A 17,309-nucleotide genomic window follows, 5' to 3' on the forward strand; every position below is an offset into this window, starting at 1 on the left:
CCGGCCGGCACCCGGCACCCACCCGGCACCCCGCATCCGGCACCCCGCATCCGGCACCCGCACGCCGCGCCGCACTCTCACCCGAGCGGACGAACGCTGTTTTTCCTCGGCTGGTGCGCTTATAGCGGGCCAGTGGGCGAAAGAACGGTGTTCGGCGGGCGGATGGGGCGGGGCGGATGGGGTGGGATGGGGCGTTGGGGGTGGGTGGTTCCGGAAACTGGGTAGTTGCTATTCGGGGTTCAGGACTTCAACTATGCTTTGAAAAAACCCGCCTACTACCCCTTGGGGGTCACCGATGGTCGAGCTCTCCCCGCTCCGACAGGACTTCGTCTGGGGTACTGCCACCTCGGCGTACCAGATCGAAGGTGCGATCGACGCCGACGGTCGGCTGCCGTCGATCTGGGACACGTTCTGTCGCGTGCCCGGTGCGATCGACAACGGCGACACCGGTGACGTCGCGTGCGATTCCTACCACCGCTGGCCCGAGGACCTCGACTTGTTGAAGCAGCTCGGCGTGGACGCGTACCGGTTCTCGATCGCCTGGCCGCGAGTGATTCCCACCGGCTCCGGTGCGGTGAACGCGGCCGGCTTGGACTACTACGACCGGGTCGTCGACGATTTGCTTGCCGAGGGCATCAAGCCCTTCGTCACCTTGTATCACTGGGATCTGCCGCAGGGGCTGCAGGATCTCGGTGGCTGGGAGAACCGCGATACGGCGTACCGGTTCGCGGAGTACGCGGCCGTTGTCGGTGCCAGGCTGGGCGACCGGGTGCGCGACTGGGCGACCTTGAACGAGCCGTTGTGCTCGGCGTGGATCGGTCACTGGGAAGGCCGGATGGCGCCCGGCATCACCGACCCGGCGATCGCCGTGCGCGCGTCGTACAACCTGTTGCTGGCGCACGGCCTCGGCGTCGCAGCGCTGCGCGAGTCGGCGCCGGAGCCGGCGTCGATCGGGCTGGTCGTCAATCTCAGTGGGACCGAACCGGCGAGTGACAGCCCGGCGGACATCCGCGCTGCGCAGATCGCCGACGGGCACATCAACCGCTGGTGGCTGGACCCGGTGTTCGGTCGCGGATTCCCCGCAGACATGATCGAGACGTACGGCGTGGAGCTGCCTGAGCAGCCGGGCGATGCCGAGATCATCGCGGCGCCGACCGACTTCATCGGGCTGAACTACTACTTCCGGCAGATCATCAAGGCCGACGATTCCGTTCCCCTGCTGGGATTCAGCCAGGTTCCGGGGCCGAACACCGAGCACACCATGCTCGACTGGGAGGTGCACCCGTCGGGGCTGGAGGAGCTGATCCTGCGGCTGGCCAAGGAGTACGGCGCGGAGAAGATCTACATCACCGAGAACGGTTCGGCGTGGGTCGACCAGCCCGATGCGAACTTCGAGGTCGACGACCCGCAGCGAACGGCTTACCTGGAAGGGCATCTGGCCGCTTGTGTCCGCGCGGTTCAGCAGGGTGCGCCGCTGGCCGGTTACTTCGCCTGGTCGCTGATGGACAACTTCGAGTGGGCCTATGGTTATGCGCCGCGGTTCGGCCTCGCGTACGTCGATTATGCGAGCGGCACCCGGGTGCTGAAGACCAGTGGTAAGACCTACACGGACCTGATCAAGTCGCACCGGCAGGCCTGACCAGCAAAGCACCCCGCTTTCCTTTCAAATGAAGGGAAAGCGGGGTGCTTTGTGTTGTTTGTCAGATGGTCCACTTCTGGGCTGCGGTGCCGTTGCAGGTCCAGATCTGCAGGCGGTTTCCGTTGGTGGCGTTCCCCGACGGGATGTCCGCGCACTTGTTGGACTGTGGATTCACCAGGTCGTGCGCACCGGTATAGGTCCATTGCTGGGCCCCGTTGCCGTTGCAGGTGACTATCTGGAGCTTGGTGCCGTCAGCGGTTCCGGCACCGGCGACATCCAGGCATTTGCCGAGGGCACGGATCGTGCCGTCACCCGGACGGCTCCACTGCTGCGCGGCGGTGCCGTTGCAGTCGTAGAGCTGAACGGCTGTGCCGTCCGCAGAGTTCGCACCGGCGACGTCCATGCACTTGCCGAGAGCCGTGATCGTGCCGCCACCGCCGCCTCCAGTGAGGCTGCTGACGCGCACGTAGTCGACGGTCATGGTCTGCGGCATCGTGGTGCTGCCGTCCGGATCACCTGGCCAGCCGCCACCGACCGCCACGTTCATGATCATGAAGAACGGGTGGTTGTAGACCCAGGTCTTGCCGCCCAGGTCGGCGGGAGTGCGCTGCTGGTACTGGACACCGTCGACGTACCAGATGATCGAGTTCGGCGACCAGTCGACGGTGAAGGTGTGGAACCCGTCGGCGAACTTCTGGCCGTTCGGCAACGAGTAGGGGGCGCCGATGCCGCCGGCGCCGGAGTACCCGGGCCCGTGGATGGTGCCGTGTACGGTGCTCGGCTCCTTGCCGATGTTCTCCATGATGTCGATCTCACCTTGGTCCGGCCAACCCGCACCACCGTCGCCGAGCATCCAGAAGGCAGGCCAGAGACCTTGTCCACGCGGGATCTTCATCCGCGTCTCGAAGCGGCCGTACTGCTGGGTGAAGGTCGCCGCGGTGAGCAACCGTGCGGAGGTGTACTCGCATGTGCCGTACCAACAGCTGTGTCCGCCGGATTCACGGCGGGCGGTGATCACCAGGTTCCCGGCGCCGTCGAGGGCGGAGTTGCTGGTGCTGTTGGTGTAGTACTCGCGCTCGTTGTTACCCCAGCCGGAGCCGCCGATGTCGTAGCGCCACTTACTCGCGTTGGGGGCCTGGCCGGCCGGGCCGTCGAAGTTGTCCTCCCAGATGGTCGGACCGACAGCGGCGGCCGACATCGAGGAGCTGGTGCCGGCCGCGGACGTCGTACCGGCGGTGGCGGAGGCTTGGAGGAAGGCGGTTCCGAGCAGCGCTGCGCCGACGGCGAGCAACGCGGTGGAACGGAACCGGGGACGCGGAGATCTCATGCGTACCTCATTTCTCGCGCGGCCGGACAACGCTGTCCGGCCGTTGGGGGCGGGGGCGGACTGCTGCGAGACAGGGAATCGCTGGGAGGCAGCCTGCTGTGAGAACGCTTTCACGTCAAGCCCACGCGTAAATATAAGTCGTGAAAAAAGTCGCCGTCATGACGTTGACAGCGGTCTGCACCGATGGTTACCTCGTGCTGACCACCTGTTGCGGCGCGGGCAGACGCCGGTACCCGGGGGTCCCATCCGCCCTGTGAAAGCCCTTGAGCAAAAGGGAGATTCCGCCATGCCCCCCAACGGGATCCAACGCCGGCGCCGCAAGCGCCTCATTCCTGCCCTGGTAGGGCTCGCGGCCCTGAGCGTGACCGCGACCGGCCTGAGCATCACCAACCCGGAACCTGCGCACGCCGCCGGCGAACAGGTACAGGTCTACCTGACCACCACGAACGACTCGGCCGGCCAGAACGTCACCCGTGGCCTGCAGCAGCAGACGCCGGTCAACTTCGGCCCGGCCGGTGGCTCGGCCAACCAGACGATCACGGTCAACGAGAACACGACGTACCAGTCGTGGGAGGGCGGCGGTGCCTCCTTCGCGGACAGCTCCGCGTGGCTGCTGAACAGCAGCAACACCATCTCGGCCGCGACCCGCGACCAGGTGATGCGCGACTTGTTCGACCCGGTGAACGGGATCGGGCTGTCGTTCGTCCGCAACCCGATGGGCGCCTCGGATCTGGCCCGGTTCAACTACTCCTACGACGACACCTGCTGCGATCTGAACAACTTCAGCATCAACCACGACCTGGCCGACGTCGTCCCGTTGACCAAGCAGGCCAAGCAGCTCAACCCGAACCTCAAGGTGATGGGCTCGCCGTGGAGCGCGCCGGCCTGGATGAAGGACAACAACGACTTCGTCCACCGCGGCTGGCTGAAGGCCGAGTACTACCCGATGTACGCGCAGTACTTCGTGAAGTACCTGCAGCAGAACGAGGCCCAGGGCAACCACATCGACTACGTCTCGGTGCAGAACGAGCCGACCTGCTGCGGGAACGACAACACCGGCTACGCCTCGATGAACTGGAACGGCGCCGGGCTGCTGAACTTCACCAAGAACCACCTGTTCCCGGCCCTGCACGCCGCCGGCCTCAGCACCAAGGTGCTGATCCTCGACTACAACTGGGGCAACTACAACGACCTCGGTTCGGTGCCGATCGCGGACGCCGGCCTGCGCGCCGACCCGAACTTCGGCGGCATCGCCTGGCACGGGTACGGCGGTGACGTGAACCTGCAGACCCAGGTCCACAACCAGTACCCGAACGTCAACGCCTACATGACCGAGCACTCGGGCGGCACCTGGATCCCGAACCAGCAGGTCGAGGACATGAACAACCTGATCGACTACACCCGCAACTACGACAAGTCGTGGGTGAAGTGGGGCATCGCCCTGGACGAGCAGCACCTGCCGTACGTCGGAGCGGGCTGCAACGTGTGCACCGGGCTCGTCACCGTACACCGCAACGACGGTCAGCGCGGCCAGGTCACCAAGACTGTCGAGTACTACACGATGGGTCACATCACGAAGTTCGTGAAGCCGGGTGCAGTGCGCATCGATTCCACGGCTAATTCCTCGGTGAAGAACGTGGCCTGGAAGAACCCGGACGGCTCGAAGGCGCTGATCGCCTTCAACACCACCAGCGGCAACCAGTCGGTGCGGGTGAACTGGGGTAGTCAGTCCTTCACCTACACGCTGCCGACCAAGACCTCGGCGACCTTCACCTGGTCCGGCACGCAGGGCGGTGGCGGTGGCACGAACGGTCAGATCACCGGTCTGGCCGGTAAGTGCATCGACGTGGCCGGCGCGAACTCCGCCGATGGCACCGCGGTCCAGCTCTACGACTGCAACGGCAGCGCCGCGCAGCAGTGGAGCCGTCCGGGCGACGGTACGGTCCGTGCCCTCGGCAAGTGCCTCGACGTCGCGAGCGGTTCGACTGCCGACGGTGCGGTGACTCAGCTCTATACCTGCAACGGCAGCGGCGCTCAGCAATGGACATACACGAGTGGCCAGGACCTGGTGAATCCACAGGCGAACAAGTGTCTCGATGTCACCGGCAACAATTCCGCGAACGGCACCAGGTTGCAGATCTGGACCTGTACCGGCTCCGCGAACCAGAAGTGGGTGGCGTGATGCGCCGGCTGCTGGCCGCAGGAGCGGTCATCGCGGTCGGAGTGGGAATGCTGATCTCCTCGGCACCGGCTCAGGCCGCCGAGGCCAGCGGAACCATTACCGGTCTGGCCGGGAAGTGCCTCGATGTCGCCGGTGCGAACACGGCCGACGGCACCGCAGTACAGATCTATGACTGCAACGGCACCGGGGCGCAGACCTGGACCCGTAGTACGGATGGCACGATCAAAGCGCTTGGCAAGTGCCTGGATGTCAGTGCGGGCTCGGTGGCCAATGGCGCGAGGGTTCAGCTGTGGACCTGCAACGGTAGTGGTGCGCAGCAGTGGACCTATTCCGCTGCGAAGGACCTGGTGAACCCGCAGGCGAACAAGTGTCTTGATGTCACCGGCAACAATTCCGCCAATGCCACCCCGGTGCAGCTGTGGACCTGTGGTGGCGGTGCGAACCAGAAGTGGAACGCACCGGCTCTGCCGGATGGCCCGCCGCCGACCGGCGGTGCGGGGATCGGCGCGGCGCCGTACCTGTACCAAGGCTGGGGGAGCCCGCCCAGTCCGGCCACGGTGATGAGTGCGACGGGCGTCAAGTGGTTCACGATGGCGTTCATCCTGTCCAACGGGTACTGCAACCCGCAGTGGGACGGCGGGCGGTCGCTGACCGGTGGCGTCGATCAGTCGGCACTGAATACGATCCGGGCGAACGGCGGTGACGCGGTCGTCTCCTTCGGCGGCTGGTCCGGCAACAAGCTCGGCAACAGCTGCAACTCCGCGAGCGAGCTGGCAGCGGCGTACCAGAAGGTGATCAATGCCCTGTCGCTGAAGGCGATCGACATCGACATCGAAGACACCGAGATGAGCAACACGACCTCGCGGCAGAAGGTCGTCGACGCGCTGAAGATCATCGAGACCAACAACCCGGGCATCGTCACCTACGTCACCTTCGGTACGACGACGAGCGGTCCGGACGGGAACGGGCAGGACATGATCCGGCGTGGTGCGGCGGCGGGTCTGCAGCTGGACGGCTGGGTGATCATGCCGTTCGACTTCGGTGGCGGTTCGGCCAACATGGGGTCGCTGAGCATCCAGGCGGCGAACGGGCTGAAGAACCAGGTCAAGAGTGCGTACGGATACTCCGACGACCAGGCCTTCCGGCACATCGGGATCTCGTCGATGAACGGGCTCACCGACGTCGCCGGGGAGCGGGTCAACCTCTCGGACTTCCAGCAGATGCTGACCTACGCCAACACCAATCACCTGGCCAGGTTCACCTTCTGGTCGGTGAACCGGGACCGGCCGTGCGGATCCAGTGGTGGTGGCGACGACACCTGCAGCCAGATCCCGCAGGCGAACTGGGACTTCACCAAGGTGATCGCCCAGTTCAGGCCGTGAACCTACCCGTACTACGAGTTGTGAACTAACCCGTAGTACTCGAACACCAGGTGCCTGCCCGTGCCGGCACCCCGCAGAGCGACCACGCCCGCGTCCCCGGGTTGTGGTCGTTCTTGCGTGGGGTTGACCCTCCGGTGACCGGAGGGTGGAAGCTTTGGTCATGACCGCGTCGGTGACCATCGGTGAGTTCTCCCGGCTCACACATCTGAGCGTGAAGACGCTGCACCACTACCACGAGATCGGCCTGCTCGCGCCGGCCAAGATCGACCCGTCGTCGGGGTACCGGCGCTACGAGACCACGCAGGTCGGCGTCGCCCAGCTGATCCGGCGGCTTCGCGACCTGCAGATGCCGCTCGCCCAGGTGCGGGAGGTGGTCGAAGCGCCGGACGTCGCCACCCGGGACCGGACGCTGCGGTTGCACCTGGACCAGATGGAGCGCGAGCTGGTGCAAACCCGGACGGCGGTCGAGTCGCTGCGCGCGATGCTGACGCTGCCGGTGGCCGAGCTGACGGTCCAGTACCGGTTCATGCCCGCCTTCCGCGCCTTCGGCATCCGCGATCAGGTCGACCGGTCCGTGATCGACGAATGGTGCGGCGTCACCTTCGGCCGGCTCGGTCAGCTGGCGGCCAGCCGGCAGATCACGGCTACCAGCGGCGCGACGTACGGCGACGGCTTCTTCACCGACGACGTCGGTGAGGTGGTCGGGTTCCTCCCGGTCGCGCCTGACCAGGAGCCGGCCGAAGGGGTCGAGTTGATCGATCTGCCGGCCGGGTATTTCGCGATCGCGCGGCACGACGGGCCGTTCACCGACTTCGACCGCACGTACGGCGCCCTCGGCAGTCATGTCGCGGAGTACTGCGAGGTCGGGTCCGGGCCGATCCGCGAGCTCTACCTGACCGGACCGGGCGAGACGACGAACCCGGCCAACTTCCGTACCGAGATCTGCTGGCCGATCCAGCAGCTTCCTACCCTGAAAGGTTGATCCACCATGTCCTTCACCCTCGAGCACGTCGTCTTCGACTGCACCGACGCGGCGACCCTGGCAGGCTTCTGGGCCCAGGTCCTGCAGACCCAGGTCGACGCCGAAGCCAACGAGTTCTTCGCCACCGTGAACAAAGGCGGAGACGGACCGGCGCTGATGTTCATCCAGGTACCGGAGGAGCGGACCGGGAAGAACCGGTTGCACATCGACTTCTCGACCGGCGACTGGGCCGCCGAGGTGGACCGGGTGGTCGGACTCGGCGCGAAGCGGGTCGGTGAGTTCGACGAGTTCGGCGCCCACTGGGTCACCCTCGCCGACCCCGAAGGCAACGTCTTCGACGTGGCGGAGATCCGCTGAACCGAGGCTTGTCTTAAGGCTGGATGCCTCTGCCGCCCGGGACGGATCGTCTCGGGCGGCAGGGGTCAGCGCGGAGTGAGTGGCTGGTAGGTCCGGCCGTCGAAGGTGGCGCGGCCGGAGTGGGTGAGGTCGTCGAGTAGGTCACGGGCCTTCGGGGTGGACCATCGGAAGGCGCGGGCCAAGTCTGCCGCTGAGGCGGTCAGCATGGTGTCGAGGTACTGCGCGGCGGCGGCGCTGTGGTCCTGGGTGCCGCCGACGTCGAACTGCTCGCAGGTGAGGGTGAGCAGCGCCGCCGGCCAGCCGTTGGAGGATTCCTGTACTCCGGCGGTGGTGACGAGGAGATTCCGCTGGAGCTCGCCGATCGCTCGCTGGTACTTGTTCTTGTCGCCGAGCAGTTGCCGCAGGGTGGCGCTCGAGAGGGGTTCGATCGCTAGGGCGGCGGCCAGTTCGTGGGCAGCTGGCGACAGGTCGAGGTGCTCGTGGTCGTCGAGCTCGCCTTCACCGGGGTAGAGCGCCGCGAGGAGAGTGGGGGAGAGGAAGGAACCGCGGCCGCCGAGATACGCGCCGTACCAGGCCAGCCCGCGGCGGGGGAGTTCGTCCTTCCAGGTCCAGACCCGTTGCTCGTTCTCGCCCATACCCTCGCCGAACGGTTCGTCGTCCTCGCCGGCGACCGCCTCCCACAGCGACGGTCCGATCGGCTTCGGGGCTGGGAAAAGCAGCGCGAATCCGACATCGTCGATGAATTTGCCGGCCCGTTCGACCGAGGCGATCCGGCGGCCGCGGACCCACCAGCGGCGGGCGAGTTCTTCGGTGGGCATCTATTGGTCGTCCATCTCTTCGAGGTGGGCTTCGAGGGCGTCGAGGCGGTTGCGCCAGAGGTCACGGTACGGCGCGAGCCAGGCGTCGATCTCGACCAGGGGCGCGAGGCGCAGGCGGTACCAGCGGCGCTGAGCGTCCTGGCGTACTTCGACCAGGCCGGCGTCACGGAGCACCTTCAGGTGTTTGGAGACGGCCGGCTGGCTGAGGCGGAGCGCGTCGACGAGTTCACCGACCGGGCGCTCGCCGGCCCGCAACAGATCGAGGATCTCCCGCCGCCGCGGCTCGGCCAGCACCTCGAACGTAGTTGCCACCCAAGGAATATAACCCCTCTCATCCGACGGACTCGACCGCGCTGCGAGGGAGGGACAGGGCAGCGACGGCTGTGAGACCGATGGTTACCGGAAGGCGGTAGCGAAGGATTCTCAGACCGCGGACCTGGCTGCGCTGCGAGGGAGGGACAGGGCAGGGATGGCGGCGATAGCTGTCAGGCCGATGGTTACCCAGAAGGCGGTCCTGAAGGAAGCGCCCTGCTGCAGGATCACCGCCAGTACTGCGGTGCCGAGTGAGCCGCCGACCTGCTGAAGGATCCGGGTGCCGGTCGTTGCCGCCGCGTACTACGAGCGCAGCAGTGTCGATGCGATCGCAGCAGCGGCGGGCCTGGTGCAGTGCGACGATGAGGGGCATGGATTCCTACGTCGAGAGTGCGCCGGTGCCGGCCTTGGCGGGCGTGGTGCGGACGGTGTGGATCCAGCGGACCGGCGATACGGCGTACCTGCAACGGCATCTGCCGACGGGCGGGGTGGAGATTCACTTCCCGATCGGTGGGGCGCCGCAGCTGCTCGGCCCGCTGACCGGGGCTCAGCTCGAGGTGATCCCGGCGAAGACCACGATCGTGGGGGTGCGGTTCCATCCGGGGACTGCGCCGCCGCTGCCGGCGATGCTCGACGAGCTGGTCGGGCAGCGGCTCGGGCTGCTGGAGCTCTGGCGGAGTTCGGCGGAGCGCCTGGTGGAGGCGATGGCATCGGCCCGTACGCCGGAACGCGCGCTCGCGATTCTGCAGGAGCACCTGGTGCTGGAGTTCCGTAGTACGAGCCGGGACCCGTTGGTGAATGAGGCGGTGCTGGGGCTGATGCCCTGGCAGCCGGTCAACATCGACAGCTTGGCCAATCATCTGGCGCTTTCATCGAGCCAGTTGCGACGCCGGGTGCTGCAGTCGGTCGGGATGACTCCTAAGGTTCTTCAACGGACGTTGCGATTCCAGGGATTTCTCGCGCTGGCCCAGGCCGGCGCCGTCGCATCGGGGCGGCGTGGCGCGGACGGGATGGCGGGACTGGCGGTAGATGTCGGGTACGCCGACCAGGCGCATCTGAGCCGCGAATGCCTCCGGTTGACCGGTCTCACCCCGCGGGAGTTCCTCGGCGTCAACGCGGATCGCTGCAGCTGCGACCATGACCACTCCGGGTCCTACCAGCCCTTCCTCGCCACCCGCAGCAGGCAGCTCCTGCCGGTCTGAGCCTGCGCGATTTGTTCAAGAACCGGCGGGTGGGTTGCTCGTAACTTCGAGGCATGGGAGAGCCGAAGTACGTCGTGCAGTGCCGCTCGGTGAAGGATGTCGTCGAGGGGCTGGCCTTCGCGAGAGCTACCGGTGAGCACCTGGTTCCTCGTGGTGGTGGGCATTGCTTCGCGGGGCGGTCGTCGACGGACGGGATCGTGCTCGACCTGTCCGGCCTCGACGGCATCTCGGTGGCGGCCGACGGCACCGCGACGATCGGCGCCGGTGCCCGGCTGGCCGGGGTCTACTCGGCGCTCCATACGGTGGGCCGGACCATTCCTGCCGGGTGCGGTCCGACTGTGGGCATCGCCGGGCTGACCCTTGGTGGCGGCATCGGTCTGCTCGGCCGCAAGTACGGGCTGACCTGCGACCACCTGATCGGTGCCCAGGTCGTCCTTGCCGACGGCAGTGTGGTGGAGTGCGACCAGAACCGTGAACCGGAGCTCTTCTGGGGCCTGCGGGGAGCAGGCGGCGGTCAGTTCGGGGTGGTCACCGTACTGCGGTTCGCGACCCTCCCGGAGCCGATGGCGACCTATCTCGTGGCGAGGTTGCCGGGCACAGCAGCCGAGGAAGTGGTCTCGGCCTGGCAGACATGGGCGCCCGACGCCCCGGACGATCTCACGGTCAAGCTCGTCGTCGCGTCCGAGCCCGGCCTGCCTCTCGAGGTGACACTCATCGGAGCTTCCCTGCTGGCGGAAGGGCCGACTCGCGAGTTGTTGCAAGAGTTCGTAGAACCCTCCGCACTGGATCTGCGCAGGATGCCGTACAGCTTGCTGAAGGAGGCCTTCGACGACCCGCGTGGTCTGCCCGCCATCCGGTTGAGATCGGAGTACTTCTCGCAGTCGATGACGCCCGGCACTGTCACGGCACTGCTGGGAGCGCTCGACGGTGCCGACGGCCGGCGCGAGCTCAACCTCCACGCGATGGGTGGTGCCTACAACCAGGTCGCCGAGGATGCCACCGCCTTTGCCCACCGCAACGAACGCTTCCTGCTCGAGCACGTCGGCGCTGTCTGCGATCCGTGGGTCGACGACTCGTGGCGGATCGCTCATCCCGAGGGGTCCGGACGCGTCTATCCCAACTTCCCCGATCCGGCGCTCGACGACTGGGCCGCGGCGTACCACGCGGGCAACTACCAGCGACTGAAGGCGGTCAAGCAAACCTACGACCCGGACCGATTCTTCGACTTCAACCAAGCAGTGTGAGGAGCGATATGAGCAAGGTTCTCTGCGCGTTGTCCGTCTCGGTCGACGGATACATCACCGGGCGCGACCCCGGGACCGGCCGGGGGCTCGGCGATGCGCCGATGTTGTTCGACTGGTACTTCTCCGGCGATACGCCGAGCCAGGTCTTCGAGGGGTTCAAGCTGAGCGAGGCCAGCGCGCCGCTCTTCGACGCCGCGGCCGCTCGCGTCGGGGTGAGCCTGGTGGGTCGCAACACGTACGACGATTCGGGCTGGATCAACGGTGGTACGCCGCACCCGGAGGCCCCGTTGGTGCTGCTGACCCACCGTCCGCCGGCGGGCGAGCGGGACCGGCAGACCGTGATCACGACCGGGATCGAGGACGCCGTCGCGGCCGCGCGCGAACTGGCCGGGGACAAGGACGTCGCCCTGATGGGTGGCGGCGTGCTCACCGCCGCGTTGGCCGCAGGGCTCGTCGACGAGCTGATCCTGCACCAGGTGCCGATCCTGCTGGGCGGCGGACGGCCCTTCTTCCAGGAGTTGCATCAACACGTGGAGCTTCGGCTGATCGAAGCCGTTCCGGCGCCGGGCGTGACCCACCTGCACTACGAGGTGATCCGATGATCCCTCGTCACCGGGAGGACTGGGCATGATCGGTGCGCAGACGGCACGGGCTCTGGTCGAACTGGGGCACGAGGTCGTCGTGACCACTTACCGGCGTACGGAGGTGCCGTCGTTCCTGGCCGGGCGGGTCACCGTGGAATCCCTGGACACGACTGATCGTGAAGCTTTCCTTGCCCTTGGCAAGCGGTACGAGATCAGCGACATCGTGCATCTTGCCGGCACCATCCCCGGCGACGATCCGGTCGAGTTTTTCCGAACCGATCTGAGCGGCTTGATGAATGCGTTGGATGCTGCTCGCCCGGCTGACGCAAGACACCGGCTTCAAGCCCGCCTTTGACCCGGCCGCCTCGGTCGCCGATTACGTCGCCTGGCGCAGCAACAATCCCCGCTGATCAGATTGTGAAACGTCGTCTTGGGCACCGAGAGGACTCGGTCGGGGGTTTTCCCTAGGTCTGTACGGTGGAAAACCCGACCTAGAAGACGGTGGTAGGCCGCAGGGTGCGAAGGGCCCCGCGAATCTAGCGTCGATGCCATGATTTCGACGAACAGGGTGATGATGACTGCGCTGCAGGCGACGCAGGAGCCGACCGGAGGCCTGGCCGGGTGGGCGACCGACCTGATGGAGAAGCTGGGTGCTCCGGGAGCCGGGCTCGCGGTGGCGTTGGAGAACCTGTTTCCGCCACTTCCCAGCGAGGTGATCCTCCCGCTGGCGGGGTTCGCGGCCGCGCGCGGTGAGCTGGGGCTGGTCAGCGCGATCCTGTTCACGACACTGGGCTCGGTCGTCGGGGCACTGGCCCTGTACGGCGTGGGCGGGGTGCTCGGGCGCGATCGGACCAGGCGGCTGGCGGCCAAGTTGCCGTTGATGAAGGTCGAGGACGTCGACAAGGCCGAGGCCTGGTTCGCCAAGCACGGGCCGAAGGCGGTGCTGATCGGCCGGTGCGTGCCCGTCGTACGGAGTCTGATCTCCGTTCCGGCCGGCGTCGAGCGGATGCGGGTGTGGCTGTTCGTGGTGTTGACCGCGCTCGGGAGCCTGGCCTGGAACACGGCGCTGATCGTCGCCGGACACCAACTGGGGGAGAACTGGCACCTGGTCGAGTCGTCGATCGGGGTCTTCCAGTGGGCCGTGATCGCCGCGGCGGTGGCTGCCGTCGGCTGGTTCGTGACGGTGAAGGTCAGGGCGAAGCGTTCGGCATCTGAGAAAGTCAACTAACCCGCTCGACTTTGGCTACGCTCGGAGTCTCATCCCCGAACCTGCTGGGAGCTCTGTCCCGATGCCATCGATCGCCTTCGAGCCGCGGATCGTGCCGGATCCGCCGGTCTGGCCGCAATCCGTCGTCACCGTGGTCGGCAACCCCAAGGCGGGTTCGCGGACCGCCGCAGCCGCCGCCTCGGTGGCCGAACTGCTCGCCAGCGAACTCGGTACGCCGTACCGGATCGACGAACTGGTCGACCTGGTCACCTTCGCCCCGGCGATCTTCCAGGGCGATACCGCCACCGAGAAGGACCGGACCGCGCTGGACAACGCCATCGATCTGGCCTCGTCGGCCTCGGTGCTCGTCCTCGCAACGCCCGTCTACAAGGGCAGCTACACCGGTCTGCTGAAGAGTTTCCTCGATGTGCTGCCGCATCAGGCGCTCGCCGGTTCGGTCGTCGTCCCGGTGACGATCTCGGCAGCGCCCAGCCACAAGTTGCTCGCCGACATCCACCTGCGGCCGGTCCTCGCCGAGCTCGGCGCCAGCGTACCCACGCCGGCGGTGACGCTGGAGGAGAAGGATCTCGAAGACCTCCAGCTCGCGCTTTCGGCCTGGGTGCGGAAGAACGCCGGGCTGATCCAGGCCACCACGATCGCCCTCCAGCCTGTTCCCGAGCCCAATCCGGTCAAGTAGAAGGACCTGCTCCACCGCAGGGGTGGAGCAGGTCCCTTAGTGGTCTGCGGCCGAAGCCACAGACCACTGGCCGCCGCGTAGGGATGGTCAGTCGGCGCGGGCGGCTGCTTCGGCCGGGCGGGTTCGCAAGGTGGCGATCGCCGGGAGGAGGATCGAGCCGAACGTGAGGGTCGCTGCGGCTCCGACGATCACCAGATAGATCCACAGCGGTCCACTCGGCAGGGCCGAGGTGGAAACCGTTGCGCTGAAGGGAATCAGAGTGGCCAGCGCGACCAGGGTCCCGAGGATGATGCCCGCCAGGGCGACCAGGAAGCTCTCGGTGGTGAGCATCCGTAGTACCTGGCCGCGGGTGGAACCGGTGAGCCGCTGCAACCCGAGCTCACGGCGCCGGCGAACCGTTGCCGAGGCCAACGAATTCACGATCGAGACGGCGGTGTAGGCGATCAACATGCCGACCAGCAGATAGTTCACCCACGCCTGAGTCTTGAGATCCGCACTGTTCCCGGCGATCAGGGCATCCCTATCAGAAACCTGTACTCCGGGGTGGGCCGCCGCCAGCTTCTGCAGCTCACCGTTGATGTCGGGACCCGGCTCGGCCCGGACCAGGATCTGCTTGGCCAGCCGATCCGTGGTGTGCTCGGCGAGCAGCCGAGCCGGCAGCACGATGCTCTCGTAGCCGCGATCGGCCGCGAAGGTCGCCACCACCTTCAGGTCCACCGACGCGCCGTCGCCGAGCGTCATCTTGATCGTCGATCCGACCCCTCGCCCGATCTTCGAGACGACGTAGTCGGGCAACGCAACCGTCGCACCGGTCAAGCTCTCCAGCGATCCGGAGGTCACCTTTACCGGCGCGGCGCCGTCCTTGCCCTGGGCCGTGATGCCTTGCAGCGGTGCACCGTCCTCGTCGAAGGGGGCATTCCGTGGTTCGTCGATGACGCCGTTGCTCGTCACGTACTCCGAGGCGCTCGCGACCCCCTTCAGCTTCTGTACCTCGCCGAGCAGCGCCGGATCGAGTCCCCCACCGGTGGAGACCAGTACGGCGTCCGCTCGCAGGTCCTTGGTGAATGCCGTCTCCGAGGCGTGCACCTGGGTGGTCTGCATGTAGATGTTCGCGGTGGAGATCCCGACGGCCAGCATCACCGGCATCACGGCGGCCGACATCGCCACCGATCGGGCGGTCACGTTGAGGATCGCGAGTCGCCCGTTCACCCGGCTCACGGCGTACAGGGGCCAGCGGAGGACGGTCAGGACGGCCTTGGTCCAGAATGGGCCGAGGAGCGCGATGCCGATCGCCCAGCAGAGGACGGCCGGGCCGGCGGTCGCACCGGCGAGTGGGCCGGTCATCACCGCGAGGGTGACGATCACCAGGGCGAGGCCGCCACCGGTGAACAGCAAGCCGAAGATCAGCCGGATCCAGCCGAACCACTTGCGCTGCAGACCTGCTTCGAGCAACGCCTCGACCGGACGGATCTTGGCGGACTTGCGGGCCGCGATCAGAGCTGCGCCGATGGCAGCCAGTACGGCGGCGCCGGCACCCGCGACCAGCGGGATCCACCCCTGCCGGTAGTCGACAGCTGCGGAGGCGACGCCGTTCGCCGCGAGCCGGTCGAAGAGGAATTGTCCAAGCCATAAACCAGGCAATGAACCAAGGGCTACAGCCGGCAGGGCGACCATCAGCGCCTCGCCGAGAATCATCCGGCGGACCTGGCCGGGCGTCGTACCGATGCCGCGGAGCAGTGCGAACTCGCGCTCCCTGTGCTGCGCGGACAGGGCCAGTGTCGACGCGACCACGAACATCATCGTCATCGCCGCGATCCCACCGAACGAGCCGGCGATCGAGATCAGGGCGGTCTGGAAGGTGGCTGCGTCCGGGTGCTCGGCCGAGCCGCGATCCACCCCGGCCAGCACGGAGACGTTGCCGACGGCCTTGAGTTGCTTCTCGACCGCCTTCAGATTGGTGCCGGGAGCAACCAGTACGCCGATGGCCGCGTAGCTGCCGGCGCCGGACAGTCGCGTCGCCTCATCGGTTTGGAAGAAGGTGTGGCCGGCTGGTCCGGCGGCGATACCTCGCACCACGAAGGATGTCGGCCGGCCACGGACGAGCAGAGTGACCTTGCTGCCCACTTTCGCGTGCACGGCCTTGGCAGTTGACGCGTCGAGGACGACGTCGCCGGCCTTCGTGGGCGCAGTACCGGACTGCAGCTCGTACGGCGCGAGGCGGGCCGATGCCCAATCGTGGCCCTGGCCGTCCGGGCCGCCTTTGAGCAACGGCGCAGGGAAGGTGAGCGAGCCGATGGCGTCCGTGACTCCGGCCACAGACCGGATCTTGGGCAGCAACGAGGCGTCGAGGTCGACCTGTTCGGTCAGCGGGGTCGCGTCCTCGGCTCCTGGCCGGAGGTGGGTCTGCTTGCCAGTGACCACCAGATCGGCGGCGGCGAGGCGCTCCGGCGGCACGTTCGACCGGATGCCGGTCTCCAGCAGGCCGCCACAGGCCATCACGATCGCGGTGCCGAAGACGACGGCCACGAAGGTGGCGATGAATCCGTTCTTGCGGAACCGCAGGGTCCGCACGGCCAGCCGCATCATCGGGCGACCGCCTGCGCCCTTGCGGCGGCGCGGGCGCCGAGGTGGGTCAGCCGGTCGGCGACCTGCTCAGCCGTCGGTGCGACCAGGCTGCCCGCGAGCAGGCCGTCGGCCAGGAAGACCACCTGGTCGGCGTACGAGGCGGCGACCGGGTCGTGGGTGACCATCACGACGGTCTGGCCTTGGCTGCGGACCGGTTCGCGAAGGAGTTCGAGGACGTCGGCGGCGGTCTGGGTGTCCAGGGCACCGGTCGGCTCATCGGCGAAGATCACCGCGGGGCGCGCCACCAGGGCACGGGCGATGGCGACGCGCTGCTGCTGGCCGCCGGAGAGTTCGCCGGGGCGCTTCTTGTGCTTGTCGCTGAGGCCGACCCGGTCGAGAACCTCGCGCACCTGGGCGCGGTTCGTCCGGCGGCCGTCGAGCTCCTGTGGCAGCGTGACGTTCTGCCAGACCGTCAGGGCCGGCAGTAGGTTGAAGGACTGGAAGACGAAGCCGATCCGCTCTCGGCGGAGCTCGGTGAGCTGGCGCTCGTTCAGGTCGGCGAGCGGTTGGTCGTCGATGACCACACTGCCTGATGTGGGTCGGTCGAGACCGGCTGCACAGTGCAGGAAGGTGCTCTTGCCGGACCCGGACGGGCCCATCACCGCGGTGAACGTCCCGCGGGCGAAGCTGATGCTGACGCCGCCGAGGGCGACGACGGTGCTGCCGCCCTTGCCGTAGACGCGGCGGACGTCCTGCAGTACGACCGAATCGTTGGTCCTGATGATCTCTTGCTTGCGCCTCATGGCTGACC

At 67.1% G+C, this 17,309-nt stretch carries 16 protein-coding genes; 11 read left to right on the forward strand and 5 right to left on the reverse strand.

The window, feature by feature from the left end:
* Positions 1-295: 295 nt before the first annotated feature.
* Positions 296-1,639: a GH1 family beta-glucosidase gene (locus ABZ004_RS39585; RefSeq protein WP_355687316.1), complete on the forward strand. Its 1,344-nt coding sequence runs from the start codon at positions 296-298 to the stop codon at positions 1,637-1,639.
* Positions 1,640-1,700: 61 nt separating this feature from the next.
* Here the strand turns inward: ABZ004_RS39585 and ABZ004_RS39590 are convergent, their stop codons facing one another.
* Positions 1,701-2,966, reverse strand: a complete 1,266-nt coding sequence (locus ABZ004_RS39590; protein ID WP_355687318.1) for a family 16 glycosylhydrolase — start codon at positions 2,964-2,966, stop codon at positions 1,701-1,703.
* Between the two features lie 286 nt (positions 2,967-3,252).
* Between ABZ004_RS39590 and ABZ004_RS39595 the strand changes: the two genes are divergently transcribed.
* From ABZ004_RS39595 to ABZ004_RS39610, 4 genes are all read left to right on the forward strand, one after another.
* Positions 3,253-5,148 carry a ricin-type beta-trefoil lectin domain protein gene (locus ABZ004_RS39595; protein ID WP_355687320.1) on the forward strand — a complete coding sequence of 632 codons (1,896 nt, stop codon included), beginning with the start codon at positions 3,253-3,255 and terminating at the stop codon, positions 5,146-5,148.
* Positions 5,148-6,530: a ricin-type beta-trefoil lectin domain protein gene (locus ABZ004_RS39600; RefSeq protein WP_355687322.1), complete on the forward strand. Its 1,383-nt coding sequence runs from the start codon at positions 5,148-5,150 to the stop codon at positions 6,528-6,530. The genes ABZ004_RS39595 and ABZ004_RS39600 overlap by 1 nt, the downstream gene beginning before the upstream one ends.
* Before the next feature lie 160 nt (positions 6,531-6,690).
* Positions 6,691-7,512, forward strand: coding sequence for a MerR family transcriptional regulator (locus ABZ004_RS39605; protein WP_355687324.1), 822 nt, complete (start codon positions 6,691-6,693; stop codon positions 7,510-7,512).
* Between the two features lie 6 nt (positions 7,513-7,518).
* Positions 7,519-7,869 carry a VOC family protein gene (locus ABZ004_RS39610; RefSeq protein WP_355687326.1) on the forward strand — a complete coding sequence of 117 codons (351 nt, stop codon included), beginning with the start codon at positions 7,519-7,521 and terminating at the stop codon, positions 7,867-7,869.
* A 65-nt stretch (positions 7,870-7,934) separates the two neighbouring features.
* Here the strand turns inward: ABZ004_RS39610 and ABZ004_RS39615 are convergent, their stop codons facing one another.
* Complete coding sequence (locus ABZ004_RS39615) at positions 7,935-8,687, reverse strand: hypothetical protein (RefSeq protein WP_355687328.1); 753 nt, start codon at positions 8,685-8,687, stop codon at positions 7,935-7,937.
* On the reverse strand, positions 8,688-8,999 hold the full coding sequence (locus ABZ004_RS39620) for a metalloregulator ArsR/SmtB family transcription factor (protein WP_355687330.1): 312 nt from the start codon (positions 8,997-8,999) through the stop codon (positions 8,688-8,690). It abuts the gene before it with no gap.
* 371 nt (positions 9,000-9,370) lie between these two features.
* Between ABZ004_RS39620 and ABZ004_RS39625 the strand changes: the two genes are divergently transcribed.
* The 6 genes from ABZ004_RS39625 (at position 9,371) to ABZ004_RS39650 (ending at position 13,933) form a co-directional block, all read left to right on the forward strand.
* Complete coding sequence (locus ABZ004_RS39625; RefSeq protein ID WP_355687332.1) at positions 9,371-10,201, forward strand: helix-turn-helix domain-containing protein; 831 nt, start codon at positions 9,371-9,373, stop codon at positions 10,199-10,201.
* 53 nt (positions 10,202-10,254) lie between these two features.
* Positions 10,255-11,445 carry an FAD-binding oxidoreductase gene (locus ABZ004_RS39630; protein WP_355687334.1) on the forward strand — a complete coding sequence of 397 codons (1,191 nt, stop codon included), beginning with the start codon at positions 10,255-10,257 and terminating at the stop codon, positions 11,443-11,445.
* An 8-nt stretch (positions 11,446-11,453) separates the two neighbouring features.
* On the forward strand, positions 11,454-12,047 hold the full coding sequence (locus ABZ004_RS39635; protein WP_355687336.1) for a dihydrofolate reductase family protein: 594 nt from the start codon (positions 11,454-11,456) through the stop codon (positions 12,045-12,047).
* A gap of 25 nt (positions 12,048-12,072) precedes the next feature.
* Entirely contained in the window at positions 12,073-12,384 is a 312-nt protein-coding gene (locus ABZ004_RS39640) for an NAD-dependent epimerase/dehydratase family protein (protein WP_355687338.1), read from the forward strand.
* 195 nt (positions 12,385-12,579) lie between these two features.
* Entirely contained in the window at positions 12,580-13,257 is a 678-nt protein-coding gene (locus tag ABZ004_RS39645) for a DedA family protein (RefSeq protein WP_355687339.1), read from the forward strand.
* A 61-nt stretch (positions 13,258-13,318) separates the two neighbouring features.
* Positions 13,319-13,933 carry an NAD(P)H-dependent oxidoreductase gene (locus tag ABZ004_RS39650; RefSeq protein ID WP_355687341.1) on the forward strand — a complete coding sequence of 205 codons (615 nt, stop codon included), beginning with the start codon at positions 13,319-13,321 and terminating at the stop codon, positions 13,931-13,933.
* A gap of 87 nt (positions 13,934-14,020) precedes the next feature.
* On the opposite strand, the gene ABZ004_RS39655 is transcribed toward ABZ004_RS39650, so the two are convergent.
* Together ABZ004_RS39655 and ABZ004_RS39660 are read right to left on the reverse strand one after the other, a co-directional pair.
* Positions 14,021-16,519: an FtsX-like permease family protein gene (locus ABZ004_RS39655; protein WP_355687343.1), complete on the reverse strand. Its 2,499-nt coding sequence runs from the start codon at positions 16,517-16,519 to the stop codon at positions 14,021-14,023.
* A complete protein-coding gene (locus ABZ004_RS39660) occupies positions 16,516-17,301 on the reverse strand; it encodes an ABC transporter ATP-binding protein (protein ID WP_355687345.1) in 786 nt (261 codons plus the stop codon). The genes ABZ004_RS39655 and ABZ004_RS39660 overlap by 4 nt, the downstream gene beginning before the upstream one ends.
* Positions 17,302-17,309 lie beyond the last annotated feature (8 nt).

The organism is Kribbella sp. NPDC006257, from assembly GCF_040613535.1.
In the GTDB taxonomy this organism is placed as follows: Bacteria; Actinomycetota; Actinomycetes; order Propionibacteriales; family Kribbellaceae; genus Kribbella.

Bases quoted from the DNA above. Each gene is read 5' to 3' on its own strand.
- ABZ004_RS39605 (WP_355687324.1), top strand. From the start codon at position 6,691: ATGACCGCGTCGGTGACCATCGGTGAGTTCTCCCGGCTCACACATCTG.
- ABZ004_RS39615 (WP_355687328.1), bottom strand. From the start codon at position 8,687: ATGCCCACCGAAGAACTCGCCCGCCGCTGGTGGGTCCGCGGCCGCCGG.
- ABZ004_RS39660 (WP_355687345.1), bottom strand. From the start codon at position 17,301: ATGAGGCGCAAGCAAGAGATCATCAGGACCAACGATTCGGTCGTACTG.
- ABZ004_RS39600 (WP_355687322.1), top strand. From the start codon at position 5,148: ATGCGCCGGCTGCTGGCCGCAGGAGCGGTCATCGCGGTCGGAGTGGGA.
- ABZ004_RS39635 (WP_355687336.1), top strand. From the start codon at position 11,454: ATGAGCAAGGTTCTCTGCGCGTTGTCCGTCTCGGTCGACGGATACATC.
- ABZ004_RS39585 (WP_355687316.1), top strand. From the start codon at position 296: ATGGTCGAGCTCTCCCCGCTCCGACAGGACTTCGTCTGGGGTACTGCC.
- ABZ004_RS39630 (WP_355687334.1), top strand. From the start codon at position 10,255: ATGGGAGAGCCGAAGTACGTCGTGCAGTGCCGCTCGGTGAAGGATGTC.
- ABZ004_RS39610 (WP_355687326.1), top strand. From the start codon at position 7,519: ATGTCCTTCACCCTCGAGCACGTCGTCTTCGACTGCACCGACGCGGCG.
- ABZ004_RS39595 (WP_355687320.1), top strand. From the start codon at position 3,253: ATGCCCCCCAACGGGATCCAACGCCGGCGCCGCAAGCGCCTCATTCCT.
- ABZ004_RS39590 (WP_355687318.1), bottom strand. From the start codon at position 2,966: ATGAGATCTCCGCGTCCCCGGTTCCGTTCCACCGCGTTGCTCGCCGTC.
- ABZ004_RS39650 (WP_355687341.1), top strand. From the start codon at position 13,319: ATGCCATCGATCGCCTTCGAGCCGCGGATCGTGCCGGATCCGCCGGTC.
- ABZ004_RS39625 (WP_355687332.1), top strand. From the start codon at position 9,371: ATGGATTCCTACGTCGAGAGTGCGCCGGTGCCGGCCTTGGCGGGCGTG.
- ABZ004_RS39645 (WP_355687339.1), top strand. From the start codon at position 12,580: ATGATTTCGACGAACAGGGTGATGATGACTGCGCTGCAGGCGACGCAG.
- ABZ004_RS39655 (WP_355687343.1), bottom strand. From the start codon at position 16,519: ATGATGCGGCTGGCCGTGCGGACCCTGCGGTTCCGCAAGAACGGATTC.
- ABZ004_RS39640 (WP_355687338.1), top strand. From the start codon at position 12,073: ATGATCGGTGCGCAGACGGCACGGGCTCTGGTCGAACTGGGGCACGAG.